This is a genomic window from Saccharopolyspora halophila, assembly GCF_039531955.1.
Lineage (GTDB): Bacteria > Actinomycetota > Actinomycetes > Mycobacteriales > Pseudonocardiaceae > Saccharopolyspora > Saccharopolyspora halophila.
On the sequence record NZ_BAAARA010000023.1, the window covers coordinates 138502 to 163061 of the forward strand.

Here is a 24560-nt window from a genome sequence, read left to right on the forward strand (position 1 = left end):
GACAACCGCGCGCGGGCTGAGCAACCGTTCGGCTGGGAAACAGTTGACGGGAGTGCTCATGAGCGACGGTGGAACCGGTTTCTTCGACTCGGTGGACGACGTGATCGACCGGCTCGCCGAAACCGGCTACCTGGCCTCGACCGCGGTGGCCACCACCGTTTTCCTCGCCGATCAGCTGGGCAAGCCGCTGCTGGTGGAAGGACCGGCGGGCGTGGGCAAGACCGAGCTGGCCAACGCGGTGGCCGAGGTCGCCGAGGCCAGGCTGGTGCGGTTGCAGTGCTACGAGGGCATCGACGAGTCCCGCGCGCGCTACGAGTGGAACCACGCCAAGCAGCTGCTGCGCATCACCGCGGGTCGCGACGAGACCTGGGACGAGGCCCGCACCGACATCTTCGGCGAGGAGTTCCTGCTCCCCCGGCCGCTGCTGAGCGCCATCCGCGGCGACGAGCCGACGGTGCTGCTCGTCGACGAGACCGACAAGGCCGATGTCGAGGTGGAGGGCCTGCTGCTGGAGGTGCTCAGCGACTTCCAGGTCACCGTTCCCGAACTGGGCACGGTGCGCGCCTCGCGGCGGCCGTTCGTGGTGCTGACCTCCAACGCCACCCGCGAGTTGTCCGAAGCGCTGCGACGCCGGTGCCTGTTCCTGCACATCGACTTCCCGGAGGCCGATCTCGAGCAGCGCATCGTCCGGCTCAAGGTGCCCGGTCTCGACGACGCGCTGACGGCCTCGGTGGTCGAGGTGGTCGGCGCGCTGCGCGAGATGCGGCTGCGCAAGTCGCCATCGGTTTCCGAGACGATCGACTGGGCCCGCACCCTGCTGGCGCTGGGCGCCGAGGGTCTCGACGAGGACGTGGTGCGCGACAGCCTCGGGGTGGTGCTCAAGCACCAGGAGGACGTGCGCGCAGCGGTCGAGAAGCTGGTCGTGCCGTGACGTTGCCCGCACGTCTGGTCGGCTTCGCCGGAGCGTTGCGCGAGCGGGGAATTCGCGTCGGTCCCGGTGAAACCGTCGATGCCGCAGCCGCGTTGGAAGCGCTCGGGATGGCCGACCGGGAGCGACTGCGCGAAGGCCTGGCGGCGGCGCTGCTGCGCGCCGACGGCCAGCGCGCGGTCTTCGACGCGCTCTTCGACCTCTACTTCCCGCTGGGCGTGGGCGCCCCGGAAAGCGCGCGCGGTGCGGAGGGAACCGATCTGGAGCAGCGGCTGGTGCGGGCGCTGGCCGACGGCGACTCGGCGAGTCTGACGCAGCTGGCGGGGCAAGCCGTCGACTCCCTCGGCCGGATCGGCGACGGGGATTCCCCGCAGGGCTGGTCGGCGCACCAGGCGCTGGACCGGTTGCAGCCGCAGACCGTGCTGGCCCCGGCGCTGGCCGCGATGCGCGCCGACGTCGAAGACGAGGAGGAGTTCACCGACCGGCTCGACCGCGACGAGGTCCGCAGGCGCATCGAGTCCTTCCGCGAGCGCGTCCGCGCCGAGGCGCGCCGTCGGGCCGCCGAGCTGCGCGGCACCGAGCAGGTCGCCCGGCACGCCGTCGCCCCGAGCGCCGACCAGGTGGACTTCCTCAACGCCGGGCGCGAGCAGCTGGCCGAACTGCGCCGGACCGTGCAGCCCCTGGCCAGCAAGCTCGCCACCCGGATGGCGGCTCGCCGTCGCCGGGCCGCGCGCGGCTCCATCGATCTGCGCCGCACGCTGCGCCGGTCGCTGTCCACCGGCGGCGTTCCGCTGCGCCCGGCCTACGCCCACCAGCGTCCGGCTCGACCGGACATCGTGCTGTTGTGCGACGTCTCGGGGTCGGTGGCCGGGTTCGCGAACTTCACGATGCTGCTGGTGCAGGCGCTGCACGACCAGTTCAGCAAGGTCCGCGTCTTCGCCTTCGTCAACCGCACCGACGAGGTCACCCACCTCGTCCAGCCCGGCGCGGCGGACCCGGCCGAGCTCGGTCAGCGCATCCGCGCCGAGGCCACCGTCACCGGCTGGCACGACAGCAGCGACTACGGCAACGCCTTCGCCGAGTTCGTCGCCGAGCACCTGGACGCCGTGGGACCCCGCACGTCGGTTCTCGTCCTCGGCGATGCCAGGACCAACGGCTGGAACCCCGATCTCGAGTCGCTGCGGGCCATCGAGGAGAAGGCGCGCAGGGTCTTCTGGCTCAACCCGGAGGCCGAGAGCCGTTGGGCCACTGGCGATTCGGCGGCGCACGCCTACGCGGACATCGTGGACATGCACGAGTGCCGCAACACCCGCCGCCTGGCCCACCTGGTCTCCACCCTGCTACCGGTCTAGCCGGCGGCGGATTCGCTCCGGAGCCGGGTGGCGTCGCCCGCCGCCATGGCCGAGAGCAGGGCCGGTCCCGTTCGCCCGAGATACCGGGAGGTCAGGCGAGACAGCACGAGCGCGAGCGCCGCGCCCGCCGCCGAGCCCAGCGCCAGGTGCGCGGGCCAGATCCCTCCCGCACCGCTGAGCTGAGCGAGCACCACCGGGACGGCCGCGGCGGCGGCCACGGCGGTGAAGACCGCGTACTCGGCGCCCGCGGAGTTGCCGGAGTTGTCCGCGGTGGACACGCGGTCCCGGGCATCGGCGCCGAGGGCGGGCATGAGGACGCCGCACAGCGGTGCCGCCGAGCACGCGGCTCCGGTCGCGGCCAGCGTCATCCCGAGCGCCACGGCCCAGAGGGGAGAACCGCTGGCCAGGCACAGCAGCACCGTCAGGACCAGGCCCGGAGCGCCGAACAGCAGCAGCCACGCGAGTTGCCTGCCGCGAACATCGGCGTCGACGGCCCCAGGAGTGGTGAGGAGCTGCCACAGCGCGGTGCCGTCGAGCGCGTAGGTGTTGACCGCGACCATCGCGCCGAGCGCGGCCGCCATGACGCCGATGAACGGCAGCGCCCAGGACCAGCCGCTGGGCGCGACCAGGAAGATCATCAGCAACGGGGTCAGCCACGCGTGGCCCAGCCCGAGCTTGCGGTGCGGGTCGCGCAGCCAGGTCTTGATCTCGCGCGTGGCCACCGCCCGCACGGCTCCGCCGTCTCGCGGACCGAACGCGGCAGCCCTGGCCGTGACGTTGCTCCGTGCCCGAGCCGGCGGCCTGCGGAGCGTGTGCGCCGTCAGAGCGATCCAGAGACGGCGCAGCGCCGCACCGGCCACGACCAGCCCGAGGATCGGCACCGCGGCGAACCAGGACTTCGGAGGGCTCGCGGCGTCGACGGCCGCGAGGCCCCAGCCGGTGGGCAGGGCCAGCAGCGCGTTCTCGATCGCCGCGGGCACCGCGCCGCTCACCTGCGGCGTGACGAGCTCGGTGCCGCCCTCGCCGAGGTTCGGCAGGACCAGCGCGACGACGGGCACCCAGCCGGCGAACGAGATCGCCAGCAGCGCCGACATCTGAAACGCCGCGACCCACATGCCCAGCGTCGAGCGCAGCAATCGGGAGACCGCGGCCGTGGCGCACCTGCCGAGCCAGAGCAAGAACAACAGCTGCGCCACCACCGCGAGCACCGCGACGATCAGCGCGACCGGACCGTGCGGCGCGGCGATCACGAGCATGCCGCTGAGCGCGACGGCGGTGATGACCGTTCCGACCCCGATCGCCTCGCCGGCGGCCATCTCGCGGGCGATCCGGCTCGGGCGCCGCGGCAGCGTCCGGAACCACTGCGGGTCGAGGATCGGTGCCGAGCCCGGAAGCAGGATCGGGCCCAGCAACCAGGTCAGCCCGAACGCCGAGATGCCGACGGTCAACCAGCTCGGGTGCAGCGTCCCGGTCCGGGCGAGCACCGCGAGCGCGAGCACCCCGGCCGCAGCCACCAATCCGGTGATCAGCCCGAAACCGCGCTCGTCGTTCGGACCGTGCCGGATGATCCGCCAGCGCAGCGCGGCGAACGTCGTCCGCGCGCTCATGCCAGCCACCCGATCTCGCGCTGCGGTGCGGCGCCGACGAGCTGCAGGAAGGTCTCGTTGAGCGTGCCGCCCGCGCTGACCTCCTCGACGGTGCCCTCGGTCAGGACGCGGCCGTCCTTGATCAGAGCCACCCGCTCGCAGATGCGCTGCACGACGTCCATGACGTGGCTGGACAGCAGCACGGTCCCACCGCCGTCGACGTACTGCCGCAGCAAACCCTCGATGGCGCGCGCCGAGACCGGGTCGATGGCTTCGAAGGGTTCGTCGAGCACCAGAACTCGCGGGCGGTGCAGCAGCGCCACGGCGAGCCCGATCTTCTTCCGCATCCCGGTGGAGTAGTCGACGATCAACGTCGACGGTGCGCGGTCGAGCTCGAGGACCTCCAGCAGGTCGGTGGCGCGCAGTCGCCACCCCCGGTCGAGGCCGCGCAGCCGCGCGGTGTACTCCAGCAGTTCGGCGCCGGTCAGCCGCTCGGGAAGGGAGAGCCCTTCCATCATGATCCCGAGAGCGCCCAGCGCATCCTCGCGCTGCCGGGTGGTGTCGAACCCGGCGACGCGCACGTCACCCGAATCCGGGGCGAGCAGCCCCGCGATCATCGCCAGCGTCGTCGACTTGCCAGCGCCGTTGGGGCCGAGAATGCCGTAGAAGGTGCCCGGTGGGACGGACAGGTCGATCGAGTCCACGGCGATGTGCTCGCCGAACCGCTTGGTGAGCCCGGAGAGCTCGACGGCGGGTGTGGTCGTCGCGGTCAAGCTTGCACTCCTCGCAGGAACAGGGCCGTCAGCTCTCGGGCGTAGGCGTCGATGTCGAAACCGGGATCGGCGACGATCTTCACGGCGGCGCCGTCGATGCAGCGGCGCAGCGCGTACGCGGTGGTGCGCGGATCGATCTCGCGGAACTCGCCCGTGGCGAGCCCGTGCTCGAACAGCAGGGCCGTTCCCGCGATGATCGGCTCCTCGGCCGCGTCGTCGAACCGAGCGGAGCCGTCATCGCGGCGGAGGTTGGGCATCACCTGCCCCAGCGCGGCCATCTCGCGCCGGTGCTCGGCGATGAAGCGCAGGTTGCCCTCGATGTAGGCGGCGAGCTTGTCGCGGGCCGAGGTCGCCGCGTCGATCCGGGCCTGCGTGGCTTCGGAACCGGCGCCGAAGATCGTCTCCGCCACCGATTCCAGCACCGCGCGGTGCAAGTCGTCGCGGCCCGCGAAGTGATACGAGATCAGCCCTCTGCTGATCCCCGCTTCCGCCGCCACGGCGGCCAGCGTCGTCGCGTGCCATCCGTCGCGCGCGAGGCAGTCGATCGCCGCCTCGACGATCCGCCGCCGGCGCACCTCCTGCGTCAGCGTCACCCCGGCTCACCCCCTTGGCACCGATGCCAAAACTTTGGCACTGATGCCAAGGTATCCGATTTTCCCGATTCCGGGCAGCGGTACGCACGGCCGCCGGAGGCCCGAGCGAACGGGCCGGCAGGCGTTCGCCGAGATCGGCCTCGCAGCGCGGATCCATGCGGTGCGGAAACAACGGCGCTCCGCGCTCGCGCGCGGCTGCCGGCGGACGCGGGCGGCGACTGCCGAGTCGGAAGGTCGGCCTCCGCCTCGAAGGCGGCCGGGGTCGGATCCGAGGTCGGCGCGTACATTTGGGTCGAGCGTGTCCGAGCACGCGGCAACGTTGGTGGCCCCTGGGGTGGGGCCGAGAAGCACCGAGAAGGTTGGTCGGGTGGTAGTCCCCACGGCTCCTGCGCAGGACGAAGCGCAGCCGGATCGACGCGTTCCCGGACGACGAGCCGCCTGGGCGCTGCGCCTGGGCGCGGTGATCGCCGCCGGGTTCGCACTCTACGCGGGGTCTCCCCCACGCGACCTGTGGTGGCTGGCGCCATTGGCGTTCGCGACCCTGGCAGCGGTCGTGCGGCATCGGCGCCCGCGAGCCGGGTTCGGCTACGGCATGGTGTTCGGGTTCGCCTTCCTGCTGCCGCTGCTGGGCTGGCTGCAGGACTTCCTGGGCGCCGATTTCGGCCCGTGGCCGTGGCTGGGCGTAGCCGCGGTGGAAGCTCTGTTCATCGGCCTCGGCGGCGCGGGAATGGCACTGGTCAGCCGCCTGCGGCTGGCGCCGGTGTGGATGGCGGCGGTGTTCGTCACCGCCGAGGCGATCCGCTCGGCGTTCCCGTTCGGCGGCTTCCCGTGGGGTCGGCTGGCGTTCACCCAGGACACCGGCGCGCTGCTCCCGCTGGCCTCGATCGGCGGTGCCACCCTCGTCTCGTTCGCCGTGGCGCTGATCGGCTCCGGACTGGCCGAGCTCGCCTGGCGCGCGCGCAGGCCGCGCGGCTGGGCCGTGCCGCTCGCCGCAGTCCTGGTCCCGCTGCTCGGGGGGCTCGCGATGTGGCCGCTGATCGGCACCGAGGCCCAGGCAGGCACCAAGCGGGTGGCGGTCATCCAGGGCAACGCGCCCAACATCGGTCTCGGGCTGCTCAACTCCGACGACGTGCTGCACGACAACCACATCCGCGCCGCGCGCAGGCTCGTCGACGACGTCCGCAGCGGCCGAGTCCCCAAGCCGGACTTCGTGGTCATGCCCGAGCAGGTCGGCAGCTGGGGCCCCTCGCGCACCGACCCGCAGCTCTCGGCGATCGCCGGGCAGCTGGACGTGCCGCTGATCGTCGGCGGACTCGGCCAGGACTCCAACGGGGCGCTGCGCAACGAGATCGTGCGCTGGGATCCGGAGGACGGCTTCAGCCAGCGCTACATCAAGCAGCATCTGGTCCCGTTCGCCGAGACCATCCCGATGCGCTCGGTCGCGAGCCTGGTCAGCCCGTTCGTGGACCGGTTCCCGCAGGACATGGTCCCGGCCAACACCCCGGGAGTGCTCGAGGTCGCGGGCACCAAGATCGGGGTGGGCATCTGCTACGACGTCGCCTACGACGACGTGTTCGGCCCGGCCGCCGCCAACGGCGCGCAGCTGCTGGTCGTGCCCACCAACAACGCCTGGTACGGCCACTCCGAGATGAGCTATCAGCAGTTGGCGATGTCGCGGCTGCGCGCAGTCGAGACGGGCCGGGCCATGCTCGTGTCCGCCACCAGCGGCGTCAGCGCCTACGTGCGGCCGGACGGATCGGTGGCCGAGCAGACGCAGCTCTTCACCGCGCGGAACCTCAACGTCGAGGTTCCGCTGCGCACCGAGCGGACGATCGCCACCGAGCTGGGATCGACTCCGATGTGGACACTGGCGGTACTGGGGGTCGGTGCGGTCGTGCTGGCCGGGTGGAGGACCCGGCGCGCGAACGCCTGATCCGCGAGAGCACGAGCCGGCTCGCGCGAGCCGGTCAGGAGGAAACGCATGTCGAAACGCCCGGACGGCGCGACTCTGGTGGTGATCCCCACCTACAACGAACGGGAGAATCTCGCAGCGATCCTGCGGCGCCTGTTCGACGCGCTACCGACGGCGCACGTGCTGGTGGTCGACGACGCGAGCCCGGACGGCACCGGGAAGCTCGCCGATGATCTGGCCGGCGACGACGAGCGGCTGCACGTGCTGCACCGCGCGGGCAAGGCCGGGCTGGGAGCGGCCTACGTGGCCGGGTTCGACTGGGCGCTGGAGCGCGACTACGCGGCGATCATCGAGATGGACGCCGACGGTTCGCACGCCCCGGAGGACCTCCCGCGGCTGATCGGCATGCTCGGCCCCAGCGGAACGGGTGCCGACGTCGTGCTGGGCTCGCGCTACGTCACAGGCGGCCGGACGGTGAACTGGCCCTGGCACCGGGCGTTGCTCTCGCGCGGCGCCAACGTCTACTCCAAGCTGGCGCTGGGCGTCGCGATCAACGACATCACCTCGGGCTTTCGCGTTTACCGCAGCGAGGTCCTGCGGACCGTGCGGCTGCACGACGTGGCTTCGCAGGGTTACTGCTTCCAGGTCGATCTGGCCTGGCGCGCGGTCGAGGCCGGATTCATCGTGGCGGAGGCGCCCATCACCTTCGTCGAGCGCGAGTTCGGCGCCTCCAAGATGGATGCGGACGTGGTCCGGGAGGCGCTGCTGCGGGTGACCAAGTGGGGCCTGCGGCGCCGCGGCAACCAGGCGATGGGGCTGGCGCGCTCGCTGCTGCGCTGAAAGGCCACACCCGCTCGACGAGCCGACGCGCGTTCGCGCGCACGTGTAAGCGCCCGGAGCTCTCCGGGCGCTTTGTCGTGTTCCTCCTGTGCTCGGGGGCTCAGTGCCCGCGGCGGGCGCGCAGCACCTCGAGGCGCTCGTTGAGCAGTTCTTCCAGCTCCGGAATGGTGCGGCGTTCCAGCAGCATGTCCCAGTGGGTGCGCGGCGGCTTGGCCTTCTTCTGCTCCGGTTCGCTGCCGTCGATGATCTTCGACTCGGAGCCGTGCAGACGGCATTCCCAGGTCGGCGGCACCTCGGCGTCGTCGGAGAAGGGAACCTCGAACTCGTGGTCCTTGGGGCAGGCGTAGCGCACCGTCCGGCGCGGTGCGAGGTCGTGGTTACGGTCGGTCTCGTAGCTGACAGCTCCGAGCCGGCTGCCACGCAGAACGCGGTCGGCCATGACGGTTCCTTTCCCTTCGGCCCGGGCACGTGACCCGAGCGGTTGTGCTCACCGTGTGCAACGACGGGATATCCGTCGTCTGTTCCCGGTGTCGTGCTTTTGGTTGCCGTCGGTGACATTGTTCACCCAGCAACCACGGCTGTCTCTCTAGAGATGTCGTCGGACCGCGTTCGTGACGCGTTTTCCCGCCCGCAATCTATAAGAGGGTTCGAACGGGTGATAGTGCCAGATACTCAGTCACCATCGCCAAGCGCAACCCAGGATTGTTCGTCAATGTGGGACACAGATCACTACCCGGACGGCCCAACATGGACACCGTGGGTGACCGCTCGTAATTCCATGACACTCCCCATTGTCACGACGCAGCGTACTGGCATATTCCGCCGAAGGCGATGACCACCGCCCATTCGATCACCAGCATGGAGCAATCGCCGCAAAACCGCGCGGTGAGCACCGGTGATTACGCAGCGAACACGACACGCCGGGCTACAGCAGCTTCGGCGGCGTGTTGCCCACGGCCTGGATCGCGCGCCGCACCGGTACCAGCGAGACCAGCACCAGACCGACCGCGAAGAAGATCACCAGCGAGACGATGGCCAGCCGGAACGACCCGGTGGCCTGCCCGACAGCGGCGAACACCAACGGACCCAACCACGAGGTGGACCGCTCCCCCACCTCGTAGAGCGAGAAGTACTCCGCCTCACGACCCGGCGGGACCATCTGGCTGAACAACGAACGGGACAGCGCGTTCGTTCCGCCGAGCACCATGCCGATTCCCACGGCCAGGCCGTAGAACTGCAGCTCCTGGCCCCGCTGCACGAAGTAGGCCGAGACCAGCACGGCCAGCCAGGTCGCCAGGCTGATCATGATCGTCTTCTTCGCACCGATGCGCTTGGCCACGACACCGTGCAGCACACCACCGATGAAGGCGATGAACTGCACGATCAGCAGCGTGACGATCAGGGTTTCCTGCGGCAGGTGCAGCTCGAGCTTGCCGTACTGGGCCGAGACCTGGGTGACGGTGGCGATGCCGTCGGTGTAGACCCAGTAGGCGCAGAGGAACGCCAGCGTCAGCGGGAAGTGCCTGGCCTGGCGAAGCGTGCTGATCAGCTGCTTGAACCCGGCGGTGATCGCCGTGGCGCCGCTCTCCCGGCCGCCGCTCTCCGGCGCCCGATGACGCCGCAGCGCGGTCAGCGGCAGCAACGTGAACGCCGCCCACCACACCCCAGACAGGAAGAAGATCAGCCGCACCGCGGTCTCGGTGGACATCCCGACCGCGTCGTGGCCCAGGTAGATGACCAGGTGCAGCGCCAGCGCCGAGCCACCGCCGAGGTACCCGATGGCCCAGCCTCGGGTGGAGACCGCGTCGCGCTCGTCGGCATCGGCGATCTCGGGCAGGAACGAGTAGTAGACCACCACCGAGGCGCCGAAGCAGATGTTGGCCAGCACGAACAGCACCACGCCCAGCTGCCAGTTCGATCCGGCCACCAGCGCGAGCAGTCCGGTGGCGAAGGCGCCCCCGAAGGCGAAGATCGCGAGCATCAACCGCTTGCTCTGGGTGCGGTCGGCGACGGCGCCGGTGATCGGCAGGACCAGGACCTGCACGACGGTCGCCACCGAGAGCAGATATCCCCACAACGAGCCCGCCGGGAAGGCCAGGCCCAGGAACGAGATGTCGCAATCGACGAGGGCGTTGCCGCTCGCGCAGGCCCGCGGCCCGTTGCGGGCGACGTCGGCCTTGGCCGCCTCGGTCGCCACCGAGGTCAGGTACAGCGACAGGAAGACGGTGGTGACCGAGGTCGGAAAGACCGAGTTGGCCCAGTCGTACCAGCACCACCCCCGTTGTTCGCGCCGTCGCACGGCACCGGGCGCCGCCTCGCCGTCCATCACGCTCATCCGTCCTCCGGAAGTGCCAGACCACTCGACTGCGGGCAGCCTACTGGCCGGTCGATCACCGCACGGACACGATCACCCAGGAGCCGGGTCCGCCGAGCGCTGGCGCAACACCTCGCGCAGCACATCGGGCCGGTCGGTGACCAGACCGTCGACGCCCAGGTTCAGCAGCCGGGTCATCTCGGCGGGCTCGTCCACGGTCCAAGCATGCACCTCGATGCCCCACCGGTGCGCCCGCTCGACGAACCGCGAGTCGATCACCTCGAGGCCCTTGTGCCGCGGCGGGACCTGCGCGGCCGCGCCGCGCACCAGCCCGCGCAGCGGCAGGATCGGCACCCGCGCGGACAACCACAGCAGCCGGGCCGAGCGCTGGCCCGCCGAGGTCAGCAGCGCGTCGCCACCGCCCGCGCGCAGGCGGGCCAGCCGCCGGTCGGAGAACGCCGCCAGGCACACCCGATCCCAGGCGTTGTGCCTGCGCACCGCCCGCAGCACCGGTTCGACCGCGGAATCGGCCTTGACGTCGATGTTGAACGCCGTGTCGGGCAGCTCCTCGAGCGCCACGTCCAGGCTGCAGACCGGTTCCCGGCCGCCCACCTTGGCCTTGGACACCTCGGCGAAGGGCAGGTTCGCGATCTCACCGGAGCGGTCGGTGGTGCGGTCCAGGCTCGCGTCGTGGTGGACGATGACCACTCCGTCGGCCGTGGCGTGCACGTCGGTCTCGATGTAGCGGTAGCCCTCGGCAGCGGCCCTGGTGAACGCGCTCAGCGAGTTCTCCATGCCGGCGAGGTCGTCGAGGTGCCAGCCGCGGTGGGCCAGCGCTCGCGGCCGCGGCCCGTCCAGGTAGGGATGCGTCACGGGCCCAACTCTCCCGCAGCCCGGTGAAGCTCGGGTATACCCGCGGTGGCCTGTGGCGAGGTTAACGGCGTGGCTTCCGCGGCGTGGTAGTCGACATTGGATAACGTGAATCTTCGTGGAGAACCTCGAGACTCCCCGGCAGCGCCGCGTGCGGCACTGCGCCTGGTGCGGGCGGCGTGTACCGGGATCGGGACGACAGGGCAGGCCGAAGCTCTACTGCGCCCAGTCCTGCAGGCAGCGAGCCTACGAGCGACGCACCGCCGTGCAGCGGGGCGGTCTGCCGGAGGACGCCGTGGTGCTGTCGGCCACCGAGCTGGCCGATCTGCAGGACCGGCTGTTCCAGCTGCGCTGCGCCGCCGAGGACGTCTCGACCGCGGCCGATGACGGCGCCGATCACGCCGAACTGCGCAAGCTCGCCTCGCAGGTGGTGGATGTGGCCACCGAACTGGAGCGGCTACGGTAAGGGTTCTTCCACCCCACGTGACGCGTTCACGCCCTGGGACGAACGGAGCATTGTGCCGGACAGCCCGGGTGTCGAAGATGAGTTGATCCCCGGCGGCAAGGAAATGACGGTGCCCGCAAGTGGTGCGGTCCGCGGGTTGCGCCGCGTCGACCTGCTCTGTCTCGACCCGATGGCCGCGGCCGTCTTCTACCGCGCCGTCCTGGACTGGTCGCCGGTCCCGGTGGAAGCGGGCTTCGACTGCTGGGTGGGCAACCGCCGCTGCGCCACGATCCGCAAACCCCGCGCCGGCGAGAGCTCCGGGTTCCGCCCGGTGTTCGCGGGCGCGCCGATGGACTGCACGCTGACCGGTCCGGACGACACGGTCGCTCAGGTCACCAGAGGACGCGCCCAGCACGGACCCTGGGCCCCTGACCCGCGCTCGGGCGAGCCCTGCTGGGTCGAACTCGCCACGACCTCGCCGATGCGGGCCGACGCGTTCTGGTCCGACACGCTCGGCTGGCAGGTCAGCACCGGTCAGCCGGTCGAGTACCTGACTTCCGGCCGTGCGATCGCCAACCGGACCGCGGAGAACCTGCCCGCGGGGCCCGGCTGGCTCTGCTACGTCTCGCTGCCCGATCTGGCGGGCATCACCCGCCTGGCCACCAAGCACGGCGGCCGGGCGGAGCACATCGAGCACCCGCGCCTGACCGAGACCGTGCTGCTGACCGACCCCGACGGCGCGATGATCGGGCTCACCACGACGCGCTCCTGGCAGTAGCGGGGTGGCGCGGATCCAGGAGCCCGACGCCTTCTGAGGGCCGCTACCCGCATCGCCGCGCCGACCACGAACCGATCTAGGACAACTCGCCCAGGACCTGCAACGTCCGGTTCGCCTGGACCGACAGGCGCTGCTCGCGGGCCGTGACGTCGATGTAGCTCTGGCTGGCGTTCATCGAGGCGTGCCCGAGGAGCTTGGCGATCTCGGCGGCGTTCGCGCCGTCCTCGGCCAGCCGGGTGGCGAAGGTGTGGCGCAGGGCGTGCACCATCGCTCCGGGCTTGACCCGGTCGGACACGCCCGCCGCCTGCAGGCACCTGCGAACCAGGTACTGCAGGCCGCCGCGCTTCAGCGCCTCGCCGCGGTGATCGACGAACAGCGGTTCGCCACCGGGCAGCCGGTTGCCGAAGCGCTCGCGCCGCGAGGCGAGGTAGTTGCGGAGCAGTTCGTCGAGGCTGTCGTCGATCGGGATGGAACGGCTCTTACCGCCCTTGCCCGCGACGTGCAGGCGCCGGTCGCCACCGCGTCCGGCCAGCGACGAGACCGTCAGGTCGAGCAGCTCGGCCGAGCGCACCCCGGTGCACAGCAGGGTGGCCAGGATCGCCAGATCGCGCTCCGGCCAGGGATCGCGCGCCTGCCGCGCCCCGGCCGCCACCATCCGCAGCAGCCGCTCCGGCGTGTCCTCGCCCTGCAGCGGCTTGGGCGCAGCGGGCACGTGACGCGGCTTGGGCACCACCTGCATCGGGTTGCCGGTCGCAGCGCCCTCCACGACGAGGAACCCGAAGAACCCGTTCCACGTCGACCACGCGCGGGTCACCGTGGCTGCCGACCGCTCCCCCGCGTACCGGGCGAACGCCGAGCGCAGCACGTTCGTGTCCACCCGCTCGATGTCGAGCTGATCGGCGGGTGAGCCGGTGAGCTCGACGAGCTCACCGGCCACCGAATCGAGGTCTCTGCGGTAGGAGCGCAGCGAGTTCGCCGCCAGCTTTCGGGCCTGCAAGTGCTCCAGATAGGTCTGCATCAAGCGCGCCAGGTCCACGCGACACCTCCCGATGTTGACGTCCTCCCCATAGCTAGAGCCGGGGGTTCAAGCGGCGCTGACGCCGGTGGGGGTTCCTGCTTCGCAGACCGGCCTGCGCCGGAGACTCCACAGGCTGCGACCACCCGTCCGGCGGCCAGCGCGTACCTTGCCGCGTTGAGATCTGCGTGTGCGGTGCGGCCGCAACCGGTGCACCGGAAAACCGCTTGGCTGCTGCGGCTTTCCGGGTCCACGTGGCGGCACACCGCGCACGTCTGCGACGTGCGCGCAGCGGGCACCGTCACTCTCTCGCTGCCGGTGCAGCGGGCAATGTTGTGCAGCGCGAGTCCAAGCTCGTGCCACTCCTTTTCGAGGACGGCGCGGTTCAAGCCGGACTTCTGGCGATGTTCCGGCCGGGTTCTTCGGTGGTGCCGCTCGCCCCAGCGGGTCATGCTGCGAGTGCGCAGATCTTCCAGCGCGACCAGCGCGTCGCGGTCGACGAGCTCGACGGCGACCCGCGAGCAGAAGTCTTGCCACCGATCGCGTTCGCGGCGCTTCAACCGGCGCATCCTGCCGTGCAGTTCATCCACGCGCCGCGCTCGCGGTACTGGCGACGCTGGTCCAAGGGCGGTGTTCCACACCGCGCGGCACACGTTGCCGAACCCCTCGCACTGCGCGGCCTGCGCAGCGGTGAGCTCCAAGCAGTACTCGCGACCGGAAAGCATGGAACACCTCCCCCGTCGGACGTTCTGCTGGTTCCCTGCGCACTCGCGGATGGCCTCCAGCGGTGCGCCGCCGACCGCCGCGACGAAGCACCCGTTCGTCCACAGCGTCGCCAGCTTCGACCGCAGCCACCGGAACTCGTCCCGCGAACACGTGATGACCAGCCCTTAACGCACCTCACCGGTTTCGATCAACTGCCGGTAGATGCAACCAGACGCCCCCGACAGTCAGCTGTTGCGGATGAACCGGTCCAGCACCCGCACGCCGAACTGCAGCGCATCGACCGGCACCCGTTCGTCGACGCCGTGGAACAGCGCGGAGAAGTCCAGGTCGGCGGGCAGCTTCAGCGGCGCGAACCCGTAGCAGTTCATGCCCAGCCGCGCGAAGGACTTCGCGTCGGTGCCACCGGACATCATGTACGGCAGCGCCTTGGCCCCGGGGTCCTCGGCCAGCAGCGAGCTCTGCATCTGCTCGACGAGCCGCCCCTCGAACTTGGTCTCCACCGGCGGCAGGCCGACCCACTCGCGCTCGACGTCCGGGCCCAGCAGCTCGGCGAGCTCCCGGTCGAAGGCCTCTTCCCGGCCGGGCACGATCCGGCAGTCCACCGCCGCCTCGGCCACCGAGGGGATGACGTTGTGCTTGTACCCGGCGGTGAGCATCGTCGGGTTGGCGGTGTCGCGCAGGGTGGCCCCGATGATCCGGGAGATGTTCCCCAGCTTGGCCACCGAGCCCTCGATGTCGTCCGCCGGGAAGTCCCACCCGGTGATCTCGCTGACCCCGTCCAGGAACTCCTGCACGCTCTCGGACATCACCAGCGGGAACCGATGCGCCCCGAGCTTGGCCACGGCCTCGGAGAGCTTCGTGACGGCGTTGTCGTCGTGCACCATCGACCCGTGCCCCGCACGCGCCCGCACGCGCAGCTTGAGCCAGCGGATGCCCTTCTCCGCGGTCTGCACCAGGTAGGCCCGCACCCCGTCCTTGAGCGTCAGCGAGTAGCCGCCGACCTCGCTGATCGCCTCGGTGCACCCCTCGAACAGCTCGGGGCGGTGCTCGACCAGCCACTGCGCACCCTGGAACCCGCCGGCCTCCTCGTCGGAGACGAAGGCGAAGACGATGTCGCGCGGGGGAACGATGCCGTCCCGCTTGAACCGGCGCGCGATGGCCAGGCTCATCGCCAGCATGTCCTTCATGTCGACGGCGCCGCGGCCCCACACGTAGCCGTCCTGCACCGCCCCGGAGAACGGGTGCACCGACCACTCGACCGGATCCGCGGGAACGACGTCCAGGTGCCCGTGCACCAGCAGACCACCACGCGAGGAGTCGGCCCCGGGCAGCCGCGCCACCACGTTGGCCCGGCCCACCTGGTCCCCGGCCTCGACGTAGGTCACCTCGTAGCCGACCTCGGCGAGCTTGGCGGCCACGTACTCGGCGGCCTCCCGCTCGGGAACCACGGTGTCGGCCTCGCCCGTGTTCGTGCTGTCGATGCGGATCAAGTCACTGGCCAGCCCGACGACCTCGTCCTGGGCCAGCGCCAACCCCGCGTCCTGATCGCTTCCGGAGATACCGTTGTGCTCGCTCACCAGGCATTTCTATCACCCAGCGCCCGAAGAGGGGGGTGGGTGACAGGCCCGGATGACCATGGGCTAATCTATATGCACAACAGAACGGGGCCGCCCGGGAAACACAGCGGCGGACCTGAGGCGTCGGAGTGGCGGAAAGGCAGACGCGCTAGCTTGAGGTGCTAGTGCCCTACTAATGGGCGTGGGGGTTCAAGTCCCCCCTCCGACACGCAAACTATTCACCCGGTTCCCAACCGGGTGAATTTTTTTCGGCGGTGTCCGTTCCGTGCTCGTAGGTGACGTGCAGGTCCATCGCGGCGTACAGCGCTTCGAGGCGATCACGTCGGCCACCTTTAAGGGCGCTACCGATGTCGCCGAGCGAATCGATCACAGCTTTGATTTGACCGGGATGCGGTGGACTTCGAGGTTCGTAGGGCGGTGGCAAGCCGCAGGATGTGTTCGCGTGACGAGGCACTCCTACTCAGCCCGGTCAGCCAATGCTCCGAGAGGAGCCGTAGACCGACCGAGAGGGCCGCGTCAGTGCGGGAAGCGCAGGAGGACTTTGCTCGTGGTGGCGGCGTTTTTAGCGTGTTGGAAGGCCGCCACGGCGCGGGTGACGTCGTACTCAGCGCTGATGATCGGTTCGACCTTCAGCGAGCCGTCCGCCAGGGCCTCGATCACGTCGTCGATCTCGTCGTTGAACCGGAAGGAGCCGACGAGGTCGAGTTCGCGCGTGATCACCGTGGACATGGGCACGGGTTGGTCACCGGTGGGCAGCAAGCCGACCAGCACGATGCGCCCACCACGCGCGGTTCCGCTGATCGCGGATGCAAGGCCGCGGTGATTGCCCGAGCATTCGATGGTCAGGTCGGCTTCGACCTCGGCGATCCGGTCCGGTTCGGATACCGGAATGGTGCGGTGCGCACCCACCCGCGCGGCGAGTTCGAGCGGATGCGGGTGCACGTCGACCGCGGTGATGGCGGTAGCTCCGGCGCGGGCGAGTACCGCGACCGTCAGGGCTCCGATGGGGCCCGCGCCGATCACCAGCACGGACTTTGCGGCGACAGATCCGGCTCTCCCGACCGCGTGCCACGCCACGCTCGCCGGTTCGGTGAGGGCGGCCGTTCGCAGGTCCATCGCGGTTGGCAGCGCCCTGAGCATGCGGGTCGGCAGGGCCGTCATCCCGGCGAATGCTCCGTCGGTGTGCGGGTTCTGGGCCGCGCTTCCCAGGTACGTGCAGCCGGGCGAGAGGTTGGGCCGATCAGCCGGGTAGCGGGCACCGGACCCCGCACCCGGGGTCGCCGGGTGCACGGTGACCGGCGTTCCCTCCGGTGGCCCGGAACCGTCGGCCGCAGCTCGCACGACGGTGCCGGAGACCTCATGTCCCAATCTCATCGGCGCGCGCAGGATCGACTCACCTGCGGCACCGTGCTGCCAGTAGTGCAGATCGGACCCGCAGATGCCGCCGTAGGCGATGCCGATCAACGCCTCGTCGGAGCGCGCGCGGTCCACCGGCACAGTCTCGACGCGCAGGTCACCGGGGCCGTGGGCCACGACCGCGGTTGTCGTTCGTGGATCTGGGTGGACCATGTCTCCTCCTGGAAGCGATCCGACAGCGGGAAGCGGATTCGGGATCGGGCATTAGGTGGCGGAGTGCCGCGCGCGGGCCGGGTACCTGGCGGCCGTCCCCGCGGTGCCCGCTGGGGACACCGCGGGCGTTGTCGAACCGCGGTGGCGACGTCGAGCTCTCCGCTCCGCCGACGACCGGTAGCCGGGGCCCGAGCGAGACCGCGGTGCTCGCGGGCTCCGCGGTCTCGCCGAACGACGTGCCGTCACCGCGCCCCTGCGGGATCGTGATCGGTCGCGTTGTGCGCGAGAGTGAGGTCACGGTTCCTGGTCTCGGGCGCGAACATCGCTGCGATCAGCACTGTGATCATCGCGATCATCATGTAGATCGCGACCGGCACCCAGGAGCCGAATGCCGCCATCAACGCCGCGCAGATCAGCGGAGCGAACCCACCGCCGAGAACCGCGGCGATCTCGCGCCCGATGGTGACGCCCGCGTAGCGGTACCGGCTGCCGAAGATCTCGGGGAAGTAGCTCATCGTCACGGCCACGGAACCCTGACCGGCCAGGACGAAGCCGGCGATCATCACGACGGTGATCCAAACCTGCGAACCGGTGTTGAGCGCGAGGAACGTCGGGATGGGGAGCACGATGAGCGACGACACGATGGCGATGTAGACGGGCTTGCGGCCGACCCGGTCGGTGAGCCAGCCGAACAGGTAGGCGCCCACGCCGCCGCACAAGGCGCCGACCAGCAGCACCTTCGGGATGAAGTCGGGGTCGACGGCCACGTCGTTCTTCAGGTACGACGCCATGAAGACCTGGTAGGTGTAGGACTGCACGCTGATGCCGACCGTCATGAACACGACGATCAAAAGCGGCTTCTTGCCGCTGGCGAACACCTCCTGCACGGGGGCCGGTGCGGTCGTCCGCTCCTGCTTGATCTTCTCGAACACCGCGGTCTCGGAGAGCTTGCGGCGGATGACGAACGCGGCGATGGTCACGAAGACGCTGCTGATGAACACGAGGCGCCAGCCCCACGCCATCAGCTGCTCCTCCGGCAGCAGCTGGGCGAGCACCCACGCGAGCGCGCCCAGCGCGGTGCCCAGCGCGGCTCCGACCATGACGAGGGACGCCAGCCGGCCGCGCATGCCCTGCGGGGCCGCCTCGGTGAGCAGTGTGGCGCTGCCGGCCTGCTCGGCCCCTGCGCCGAAGCCCTGCAAGAATCGGCAAACCACGAGAAGCAGCGGCGCGAGGATGCCGACTTGCCCGTACGTCGGCAGCAATCCCATCGCCAGCGTTGCCAGTCCCATTAGGGCCAGAGTGGTGACGAGCACCCACTTGCGACCCCACCGGTCGCCGTAGCGCGAGAAGAACAACCCGCCGAAGGGCCGGGCAACGAAGCCGACGGCGTACGTCGCGAAGCTCGCCATGACGCCGGCCGCTGGTGAGGCGTCGGGGAAGAAGATCGTGTTGAAGACGAGCGCCGCGGCCGTGCCGTAGATGACGAAGTCGTACAGCTCGAGCGTCGTGCCGATGCAACCGGCCCAGGCGGCGCGGCGCACATTGCGTTGCTCCTCCGGCCGAACAGCCCGATCCGGACTGTCGCCGCCTGTCTGCAGTGGTGTTCCGGGCGTCACGTTCATCGCGATCCTCCACGTTGAGGCGAGATGGCTGGGGTTGGACGGGTTAGTTCCGGGTGGCTCGGTCGGCGTCGGCGCAGGCCTGGGCTGGTCCGTGCCGGACGATGAGGTCGGCGAGGGCGGCGACCCTGTCGACGAACGGCTCGTGGGCCGCCAGCTCGCGGGGAAACAGCCGTCCGGATTCGAATATGGAGCGGACGAAGCGAGGGATCGAGGTGGTGTTGGCCGACAGCTCTCCGAGCTGCCGGGCGGCCGGATCGACCATGGCTCGAGCGTGCGGGCCCGGATCGAAACCGGGGGGTGGAGCGACGCAGCACAGGTAGGCCGCGACCGTCAGGGCGAGATGGTGCGGTAGGTCACCGCCGGCGAGGTGGTGGAGCGCGGGGGCGGGTACGCGCTGCCCCAGCTTCACGGATCCGTCGGATCCGACCTGCGAGGTCCGGTGGCCCAGAGCGGTATTCGACCAGCGGCCGAACAGATCGCGGGTGTAGGAGTCGATGTCGACCGAGTCCGGGACCTTCACCGTCGGCAGGTAGTCCAAGCGAAGCACGGCCGATGCGGCGTTGGCGATGTACGGCTGTGCCACCGCGTCCGGGATCGTGGCCCGCCCATCGAGGGCGCCGAGGTAGGCGATGAGCGAGTGCGTTCCGTTGAGCAGGCGCAGCTTCATCATCTCGTACGGCTCGACGTCGTCGGTGAAGACGGCTCCCGCGCGTTCCCACGCCGGGCGTCCGGCGAGGAAGCTGTCCTCCAGCACCCACGCCGAGAACGGTTCGGCAACGACCGTCGCGGCGTCGTGGACCCCGAGCCTCCGTTCGGCGGCGGCTCGGTGGTCGTCGGTGCTGGCCGGGACGATCCGGTCGACCATGGAGTTGGGGAAGGTCGCGCGCGCGTCGAGCCATTCCAGCGTCCGATCCCGACGTGCGTCGGGGAGCGCGCCGATGAATTCCCGGACGAGCCGTTCGGTGCGTCGTCCGTTGGCCAGCAGGTTGTCGCAGCTGACCACCGTCACCGGAGCGCCGTGCGTGTCGGCTCGCAGCGCCAACCCGTACGCGATGTGACCGATCGTCGTGAGCGGCTGCGCGGGGTTCGCGAGATCGTGCCGGATGGCGTCGGAATCGAGGTCGAGCGACCCCGTTTCGGCGGAGTAGTGGTAGCCGTTCTCGGAGACCGTGATCGTGACGATCCTCGTGCCGGCATCGCCGATCGCGCCGATCACGGCTCCGGGATCGTACGCCGCGACGAGCGCTCCCGTGTGCACGGCGGGAACGGATACACGCTCGTCGTCCGGCGAGATCGTGACGACGCTGTAGAGCAGGTCCTGCTCACTCATCGCGCGCGCCGTCGTGGCGGACCTGCTGGCGACGCCCAGGATGCCCCAGGGGTGGGATTCGCCCGCCGCTGCCGTAGCGGTGTAGACGGCCTGGTGTGCCCGGTGGAAGTTCCCGAGTCCGAGATGGACGATTCCCGTCGCGGTGGGAGGTGCGACCGAGAGCAAAGTGCTCTCCGGAACCGTCGAGCGGGAGAGGCGCCTGTGCATCGCTGTCACCAGTCCGTGATCGAGCCGTCGCGTTGCCGCGCGACGGGCAGGTAGGCGGGCTCGTACGGGTACTTCGCTGCCAGCTCCTCGTTCAGCGCCACGCCGATGCCCGGTGCGTCGCCGGGATGGAGATAACCGTCGTCGAACGACCACGCGCCGGGGAAGACGTCGCCGACCAGCGGGTCGTAACCCATGTACTCCTGAATCGCGAAGTTCGGCGTGGCGAGGCCGACGTGCAGGCTCGCCCCGAGCGTGATGGGCGAGACGTCGGAGGGCCCGTGCGGCGCTCCCCTGACCTGGTGCACGTCGGCCAGGGCGTGGATCTTGCGCATGTGGCTGATCCCGCCCGCGTGGCTGACCGCCGCGCGCACGAAGTCGATGAGCTGGTGCTCGATGAGCCGGTGGCAGTCCCAGATGGAGTTGAAGACCTCGCCGATCGCCAGGGGCGTGGTGCTGTGCCCACGCACGAGTCGGAGGGCGTCCTGGTTCTCGGCGGGCGTGACGTCCTCGAGCCAGAACAGATCCACGGCCTCGACCGCGGCGGCGAAGCGCGCCGCTTGCTGAGGCGTTAGCCGGTGATGGGTGTCGTGCAGCAGCTCGAGTCCCTCCCCGACGTGCCGCCGGACCTCGGCTAGCAGACCGGGGACGTGGCGCAGGTAGGCGCTGGAGTCCCAGACCTCTTCCGGCGCCGCGGTGGAACGTGCCGCGGGCTCGTACCCGCTGCAGTCGCGGTGCACGCCGTAGACCGTGTCCAGGCCGGGGATGCCGGATTGGGCGCGCACGGCGCGAAAACCACGCTCCCGGAGCGCGTCGACGGCGTCGAGCAGCGCGGGCAGCTCCCAGCCCATCGCGTGGGTGTAGGTGAGCACGCGGTCGCGAACCGCGCCGCCGAGCAGCTGGTACACGGGCTGGCCCAGGGTCTTGCCCTTGATGTCCCAAAGCGCGACGTCGACGGCTCCGATCGCCGCCATGGTGACGGGACCGCGCCGCCAGTAGGCGCCGCGGTAGAGGAGCTGCCAGGTGTCCTCGATGCGGCTGGCATCCCTGCCGATCAGCAGGGGGGCGACGTGGTCGCGGAGGTAAGAGGCCACGGCGAGCTCGCGCCCGTTGAGCGTCGCGTCGCCGTAGCCGACGACGCCGTCCGCCGTGGTGATCTTGAGGGTGACGTAGTTCCGAGTCGGGCTGCACACGACGACCTCGGCGCCGGCGATGTGGTCGATCACGAGACGGCCTCCGTCGACGATCGGCCGGCCCGCACGACGTTGCGCAGCGGAACTCCTCGGACGAGCCTGGCGATGTTGTCGGTGATGTCGTCCACCCGACCGAGGAACGTCTGCCTGGTGATACCGGAGCTGTGCGGCGTGAGGATGATGTTGGGCAACGTCGCGAATGGCAGGGAAGCGGGCTCGCCCACGCCGTCGGTGCCCGGATAGGCGTACCAGACGTCGATCGCCGCCCCCGCGATGAGCCCGCCGGACAAGGCGTCGAACAGGGCACGTTCGTCGACGACGGGACCGCGGGCGACGTTGACCACGATTCCGCGCTCGCCGACGTCCCGCAGCTCGCGCTCGCCGACCAGCCCCCGCGTGCCCTCGGAGAGGGGCACCGCGATGACGACCACGTCGGACTCCCGCAGCAGCGACCCGAGCCGGGTGATGTCACCGGCCCACCGCAGCCCCTCGGCACTGGCGTCAGTGCTCCCACTGGCGGTGACGGCTACCGCATCGCAGCCGAAGGCCCGGAACAGCCGCCACGTCTCCCGGCCGATGTGGCCGAACCCTACGAAGCCGATGGTGGCGCCGTGCAAGGTGTTCGGCTGCGGGATCGCCGGGTCGTGGACAGGACTCGCCCACCGCCCTTCGCGCAGCGCCCGGTCCGCCGCCGGGATTCCCCTGCGCAGCGACACGGTCGTGGCCACGACGTGCTCGGCGATTGCGGCCTCGTGGTGAAAGGTGTTGGCGACGGCGACGCGCTCGGGCAGGTCGGCGATCGCGATGTTGTCGGTTCCCGCTCCGGCCACGTGCACCAGGCGGAGGTTGGGCGCGGCGGCTGCCATCGGCGCCGTGAAGACACCGCCGACGTAGACCTCGGCTTCGGCGAGATCGTCGAGTACCGAAGCGTCTCCCGACGAGTCGTACCAGGACACCGAGCACCCGGGGGCGAGAGCGTCCTCGAAGCGGGCGCGATGGGGCGCGAGGTTCCGGTCCGTCACGATGATCTTCATGCCTCGGTCCTCCCTGTTGGGCGGGCGCCGCTTGCGCGCGCGGGCCCCGTGGATCCCCGCACCACGAACTGAGTCGGTAGGTGGATCTGCCGGTTGGGGGCGGCGGGTTCTGCGGCCCGCTGGTGCACCAGGTCGAGGCTGAGCACCCCTGCCTTCGCCAGCGGGACGTTGATGCTGCTCAGCGAGGGGTGCGTGAGCTGCGCCAGCGGGGAGTCGTCGATGCCGACGATGCTGAGGTCACCGGGCACGGACAGCCCCATGTCCCGGACCCCGTTCATGACGCCGATGGCCATCGGATCGTTGTGCGTCAGCACCGCGCTCGCCCCGGTGACCATCACTCCGGGAGCCGCGGCGTGCCCGCCGGCCAGCGTTTCCTGCTGCCAACCGAGCAGATCCAAGTGCACCCGACGCTCCTCGCAGAGCGCCTTGATCGCCTTGAGCCGCCGCTCGTTCGACCAGGACTGGGGCGATCCGGGGAGGTACGCCAGGTGCTGGTGCCCGAGCGCCACGAGGTAGTCCACGGCTTGCCGCAAGCCGTCCTCGGAATCGGCTACGACGCAGTCGCAATCCTGCGAATACCGGTTGACGAGCACGAGAGGCGTTTCCCCGGCGAGCTCGACGATGTCTTCGGCCGGCAGCCGTGGGGAGCACACCACGAGCGCGTCGACCCTGCCCTGGAGCTCTCCCAGCGCTTCGCGCTCGCGATCCGGACTGTCATCGGTATCGGTCAGCACGACGGTTTGCCTGCGGTGCCAACCCTGCGCCTGCGCGGACTTGACGAACTGGGAGAACACGGTGTGCCCGACGTCCGGCACGATCACCGCCACCGTGGTCGCGGTCTGCTCGACGGCCGCGGGCCTGGCGGCGTGATACCCGATCTCATCGGCCGCCTGGATGATCCGGGCCAGCGTCGCCTGCCCGATGCGGTCGGGCGCGTTGAACGCCCGCGACGCGGTGGACAGGGAGACGCCGGCGCGTTCGGCGACTTCCGTGAGTGTGGGTGCCACGTGACCTGCCTCCGACTACGTCTGCTCGAACGCCACCAACAGTGCAAGAGTTGTACAAGCAGAGTCAATACTTGTACAAGGTTTGGTCGATGGGTGGCAGGGCGACGAGTACATGATCGGACCGTTCTGGGTGGCGCGATGCGCGAAGCTGACACGCCGAACGTCCTCCACCGCAACAACCCCGAACAGGGGATAGCTACCAACAACCCTGCGTAGTCGGCCAGCCGCGTCGAAGCGGTGAGCTAGATGTACTGGGCCGTGGGGTTGGTGACGCTTGGGCGTGTTGGCTTGATCATGAAAAAGACCTCCAGGTGCGGTGGAGATGACGGTCTTCACCCGACACTTGGAGGTCTTCGGTGCCCCACGAACGCTCGGCTGACCGTTTCGTGGTCGGTGCTCGCTGGTTCATGGTCGGTGCTTGCTGGTGCGCCCACGGCCGCAGCGAACACGTGCGGGGCCGCGACGACTATGTCCACGCCGCCGTCGACGACCACACCCGCCTGGCCTACGCCGAGATCCTGCCCGACGAAAAAGGGCGCCACCTGCAGGCTTTCTCCGTCGCTCCGTCGGCTGGTTCGCCCAACAGGGCATCCCCGCGATCGGCCGCGGGCTCACCGACAACGCCCCCGGCTACCGGCACTCCCACGATTTCCGCGCCGCCGCTGCCGAACACGGCGCAAGCCAACGTTTCACCCGACCACACTGCCCCTGGACCAACGGCAAAGCGGAACGGTTCAACCGCACCCTGCAAACCGAATGGGCCTACCGCCACATCTTCACCAGCAACACCCAACGCGCCCACGCGCTCGGACCCTGGCTACACCACTACAACACCCAACGACCCCACACCGCCCTCAACGGCCACTCACCAGCCGACTGACACCAACCTGAC

22 protein-coding genes, 1 tRNA gene and 1 pseudogene are annotated in these 24560 nt (G+C 70.1%); 8 read left to right on the forward strand and 16 right to left on the reverse strand.

What is annotated here, in order from left to right; all coding sequences use genetic code 11:
- Window positions 1–58: 58 nt before the first annotated feature.
- Both ABD289_RS23660 and ABD289_RS23665 read left to right on the forward strand, forming a co-directional pair.
- On the forward strand, window positions 59–931 hold the full coding sequence (locus ABD289_RS23660) for an AAA family ATPase (RefSeq protein ID WP_344137248.1): 873 nt from the start codon (window positions 59–61) through the stop codon (window positions 929–931).
- Window positions 928–2280, forward strand: a complete 1353-nt coding sequence (locus ABD289_RS23665) for a vWA domain-containing protein (RefSeq protein ID WP_344137251.1) — start codon at window positions 928–930, stop codon at window positions 2278–2280. Before ABD289_RS23660 ends, ABD289_RS23665 begins: the two co-directional genes overlap by 4 nt.
- Here ABD289_RS23665 and ABD289_RS23670 read toward each other — a convergent pair.
- From ABD289_RS23670 to ABD289_RS23680, 3 genes are read right to left on the reverse strand one after another with little or no spacing between them, the layout of a single operon-like run.
- Window positions 2277–3887: a hypothetical protein gene (locus ABD289_RS23670; RefSeq protein ID WP_344137254.1), complete on the reverse strand. Its 1611-nt coding sequence runs from the start codon at window positions 3885–3887 to the stop codon at window positions 2277–2279. The two genes, ABD289_RS23665 and ABD289_RS23670, sit on opposite strands and share 4 nt — an antisense overlap.
- On the reverse strand, window positions 3884–4639 hold the full coding sequence (locus ABD289_RS23675) for an ABC transporter ATP-binding protein (RefSeq protein WP_344137257.1): 756 nt from the start codon (window positions 4637–4639) through the stop codon (window positions 3884–3886). The genes ABD289_RS23670 and ABD289_RS23675 overlap by 4 nt, the downstream gene beginning before the upstream one ends.
- Window positions 4636–5232 (reverse strand): TetR/AcrR family transcriptional regulator, encoded by a 597-nt coding sequence (locus ABD289_RS23680; RefSeq protein WP_344137260.1) that lies wholly within the window; start codon window positions 5230–5232, stop codon window positions 4636–4638. Before ABD289_RS23680 ends, ABD289_RS23675 begins: the two co-directional genes overlap by 4 nt.
- Before the next feature lie 367 nt (window positions 5233–5599).
- Between ABD289_RS23680 and lnt the strand changes: the two genes are divergently transcribed.
- Entirely contained in the window at window positions 5600–7165 is a 1566-nt protein-coding gene (gene lnt, locus ABD289_RS23685) for an apolipoprotein N-acyltransferase (RefSeq protein ID WP_344137263.1), read from the forward strand.
- A gap of 48 nt (window positions 7166–7213) precedes the next feature.
- Window positions 7214–7984, forward strand: a complete 771-nt coding sequence (locus ABD289_RS23690) for a polyprenol monophosphomannose synthase (RefSeq protein WP_344137266.1) — start codon at window positions 7214–7216, stop codon at window positions 7982–7984.
- Window positions 7985–8084: 100 nt separating this feature from the next.
- Here the strand turns inward: ABD289_RS23690 and ABD289_RS23695 are convergent, their stop codons facing one another.
- The 3 genes from ABD289_RS23695 to ABD289_RS23705 all read right to left on the reverse strand — a co-directional run bounded on the left by ABD289_RS23695 (window position 8085) and on the right by ABD289_RS23705 (window position 11171).
- A complete protein-coding gene (locus ABD289_RS23695) occupies window positions 8085–8423 on the reverse strand; it encodes an RNA polymerase-binding protein RbpA (protein ID WP_344137268.1) in 339 nt (112 codons plus the stop codon).
- Window positions 8424–8909: 486 nt separating this feature from the next.
- Window positions 8910–10319: an MFS transporter gene (locus ABD289_RS23700; RefSeq protein ID WP_344137270.1), complete on the reverse strand. Its 1410-nt coding sequence runs from the start codon at window positions 10317–10319 to the stop codon at window positions 8910–8912.
- Between the two features lie 72 nt (window positions 10320–10391).
- The gene (locus tag ABD289_RS23705; RefSeq protein ID WP_344137273.1) at window positions 10392–11171 is read right to left on the reverse strand and encodes a glycerophosphodiester phosphodiesterase family protein; all 780 of its coding nucleotides are present in this window, start codon (window positions 11169–11171) and stop codon (window positions 10392–10394) included.
- A 115-nt stretch (window positions 11172–11286) separates the two neighbouring features.
- Between ABD289_RS23705 and ABD289_RS23710 the strand changes: the two genes are divergently transcribed.
- Both ABD289_RS23710 and ABD289_RS23715 read left to right on the forward strand, forming a co-directional pair.
- The gene (locus ABD289_RS23710; protein WP_344137276.1) at window positions 11287–11634 is read left to right on the forward strand and encodes a hypothetical protein; all 348 of its coding nucleotides are present in this window, start codon (window positions 11287–11289) and stop codon (window positions 11632–11634) included.
- A 103-nt stretch (window positions 11635–11737) separates the two neighbouring features.
- Window positions 11738–12391, forward strand: a complete 654-nt coding sequence (locus ABD289_RS23715; protein ID WP_344137279.1) for a VOC family protein — start codon at window positions 11738–11740, stop codon at window positions 12389–12391.
- 76 nt (window positions 12392–12467) lie between these two features.
- On the opposite strand, the gene ABD289_RS23720 is transcribed toward ABD289_RS23715, so the two are convergent.
- From ABD289_RS23720 to ABD289_RS23730, 3 genes are all read right to left on the reverse strand, one after another.
- Window positions 12468–13427, reverse strand: coding sequence for a tyrosine-type recombinase/integrase (locus tag ABD289_RS23720; protein WP_344137282.1), 960 nt, complete (start codon window positions 13425–13427; stop codon window positions 12468–12470).
- Entirely contained in the window at window positions 13409–14131 is a 723-nt protein-coding gene (locus ABD289_RS23725; RefSeq protein ID WP_344137285.1) for a zinc ribbon domain-containing protein, read from the reverse strand. The genes ABD289_RS23720 and ABD289_RS23725 overlap by 19 nt, the downstream gene beginning before the upstream one ends.
- Window positions 14132–14356: 225 nt before the next feature.
- A complete protein-coding gene (locus tag ABD289_RS23730; protein WP_344137288.1) occupies window positions 14357–15709 on the reverse strand; it encodes a M20/M25/M40 family metallo-hydrolase in 1353 nt (450 codons plus the stop codon).
- A gap of 122 nt (window positions 15710–15831) precedes the next feature.
- On the opposite strand from ABD289_RS23730, the gene ABD289_RS23735 reads away from it, so the two are divergent.
- Window positions 15832–15917 (forward strand) — tRNA-Leu (locus tag ABD289_RS23735).
- Between the two features lie 6 nt (window positions 15918–15923).
- Here ABD289_RS23735 and ABD289_RS23740 read toward each other — a convergent pair.
- The 7 genes from ABD289_RS23740 to ABD289_RS23770 form a co-directional block, all read right to left on the reverse strand.
- A complete protein-coding gene (locus ABD289_RS23740) occupies window positions 15924–16079 on the reverse strand; it encodes a hypothetical protein (RefSeq protein WP_344137291.1) in 156 nt (51 codons plus the stop codon).
- 146 nt (window positions 16080–16225) lie between these two features.
- On the reverse strand, window positions 16226–17278 hold the full coding sequence (locus ABD289_RS23745; protein ID WP_344137294.1) for an L-idonate 5-dehydrogenase: 1053 nt from the start codon (window positions 17276–17278) through the stop codon (window positions 16226–16228).
- Window positions 17279–17520: 242 nt separating this feature from the next.
- Window positions 17521–18819 (reverse strand): MFS transporter, encoded by a 1299-nt coding sequence (locus ABD289_RS23750; RefSeq protein ID WP_344137297.1) that lies wholly within the window; start codon window positions 18817–18819, stop codon window positions 17521–17523.
- Between the two features lie 124 nt (window positions 18820–18943).
- Window positions 18944–20437, reverse strand: a complete 1494-nt coding sequence (locus tag ABD289_RS23755) for a mannitol dehydrogenase family protein (RefSeq protein WP_344137300.1) — start codon at window positions 20435–20437, stop codon at window positions 18944–18946.
- 5 nt (window positions 20438–20442) lie between these two features.
- Window positions 20443–21657, reverse strand: a complete 1215-nt coding sequence (gene manD / locus ABD289_RS23760) for a D-mannonate dehydratase ManD (RefSeq protein WP_344137390.1) — start codon at window positions 21655–21657, stop codon at window positions 20443–20445.
- On the reverse strand, window positions 21657–22661 hold the full coding sequence (locus tag ABD289_RS23765; protein ID WP_344137303.1) for a 2-hydroxyacid dehydrogenase: 1005 nt from the start codon (window positions 22659–22661) through the stop codon (window positions 21657–21659). The genes manD and ABD289_RS23765 overlap by 1 nt, the downstream gene beginning before the upstream one ends.
- A complete protein-coding gene (locus ABD289_RS23770) occupies window positions 22658–23668 on the reverse strand; it encodes a LacI family DNA-binding transcriptional regulator (protein WP_344137307.1) in 1011 nt (336 codons plus the stop codon). Before ABD289_RS23770 ends, ABD289_RS23765 begins: the two co-directional genes overlap by 4 nt.
- Window positions 23669–24078: 410 nt before the next feature.
- Between ABD289_RS23770 and ABD289_RS23775 the strand changes: the two are divergent.
- A pseudogene (locus tag ABD289_RS23775) lies at window positions 24079–24548 on the forward strand (integrase core domain-containing protein); the annotation flags it as partial.
- Window positions 24549–24560 lie beyond the last annotated feature (12 nt).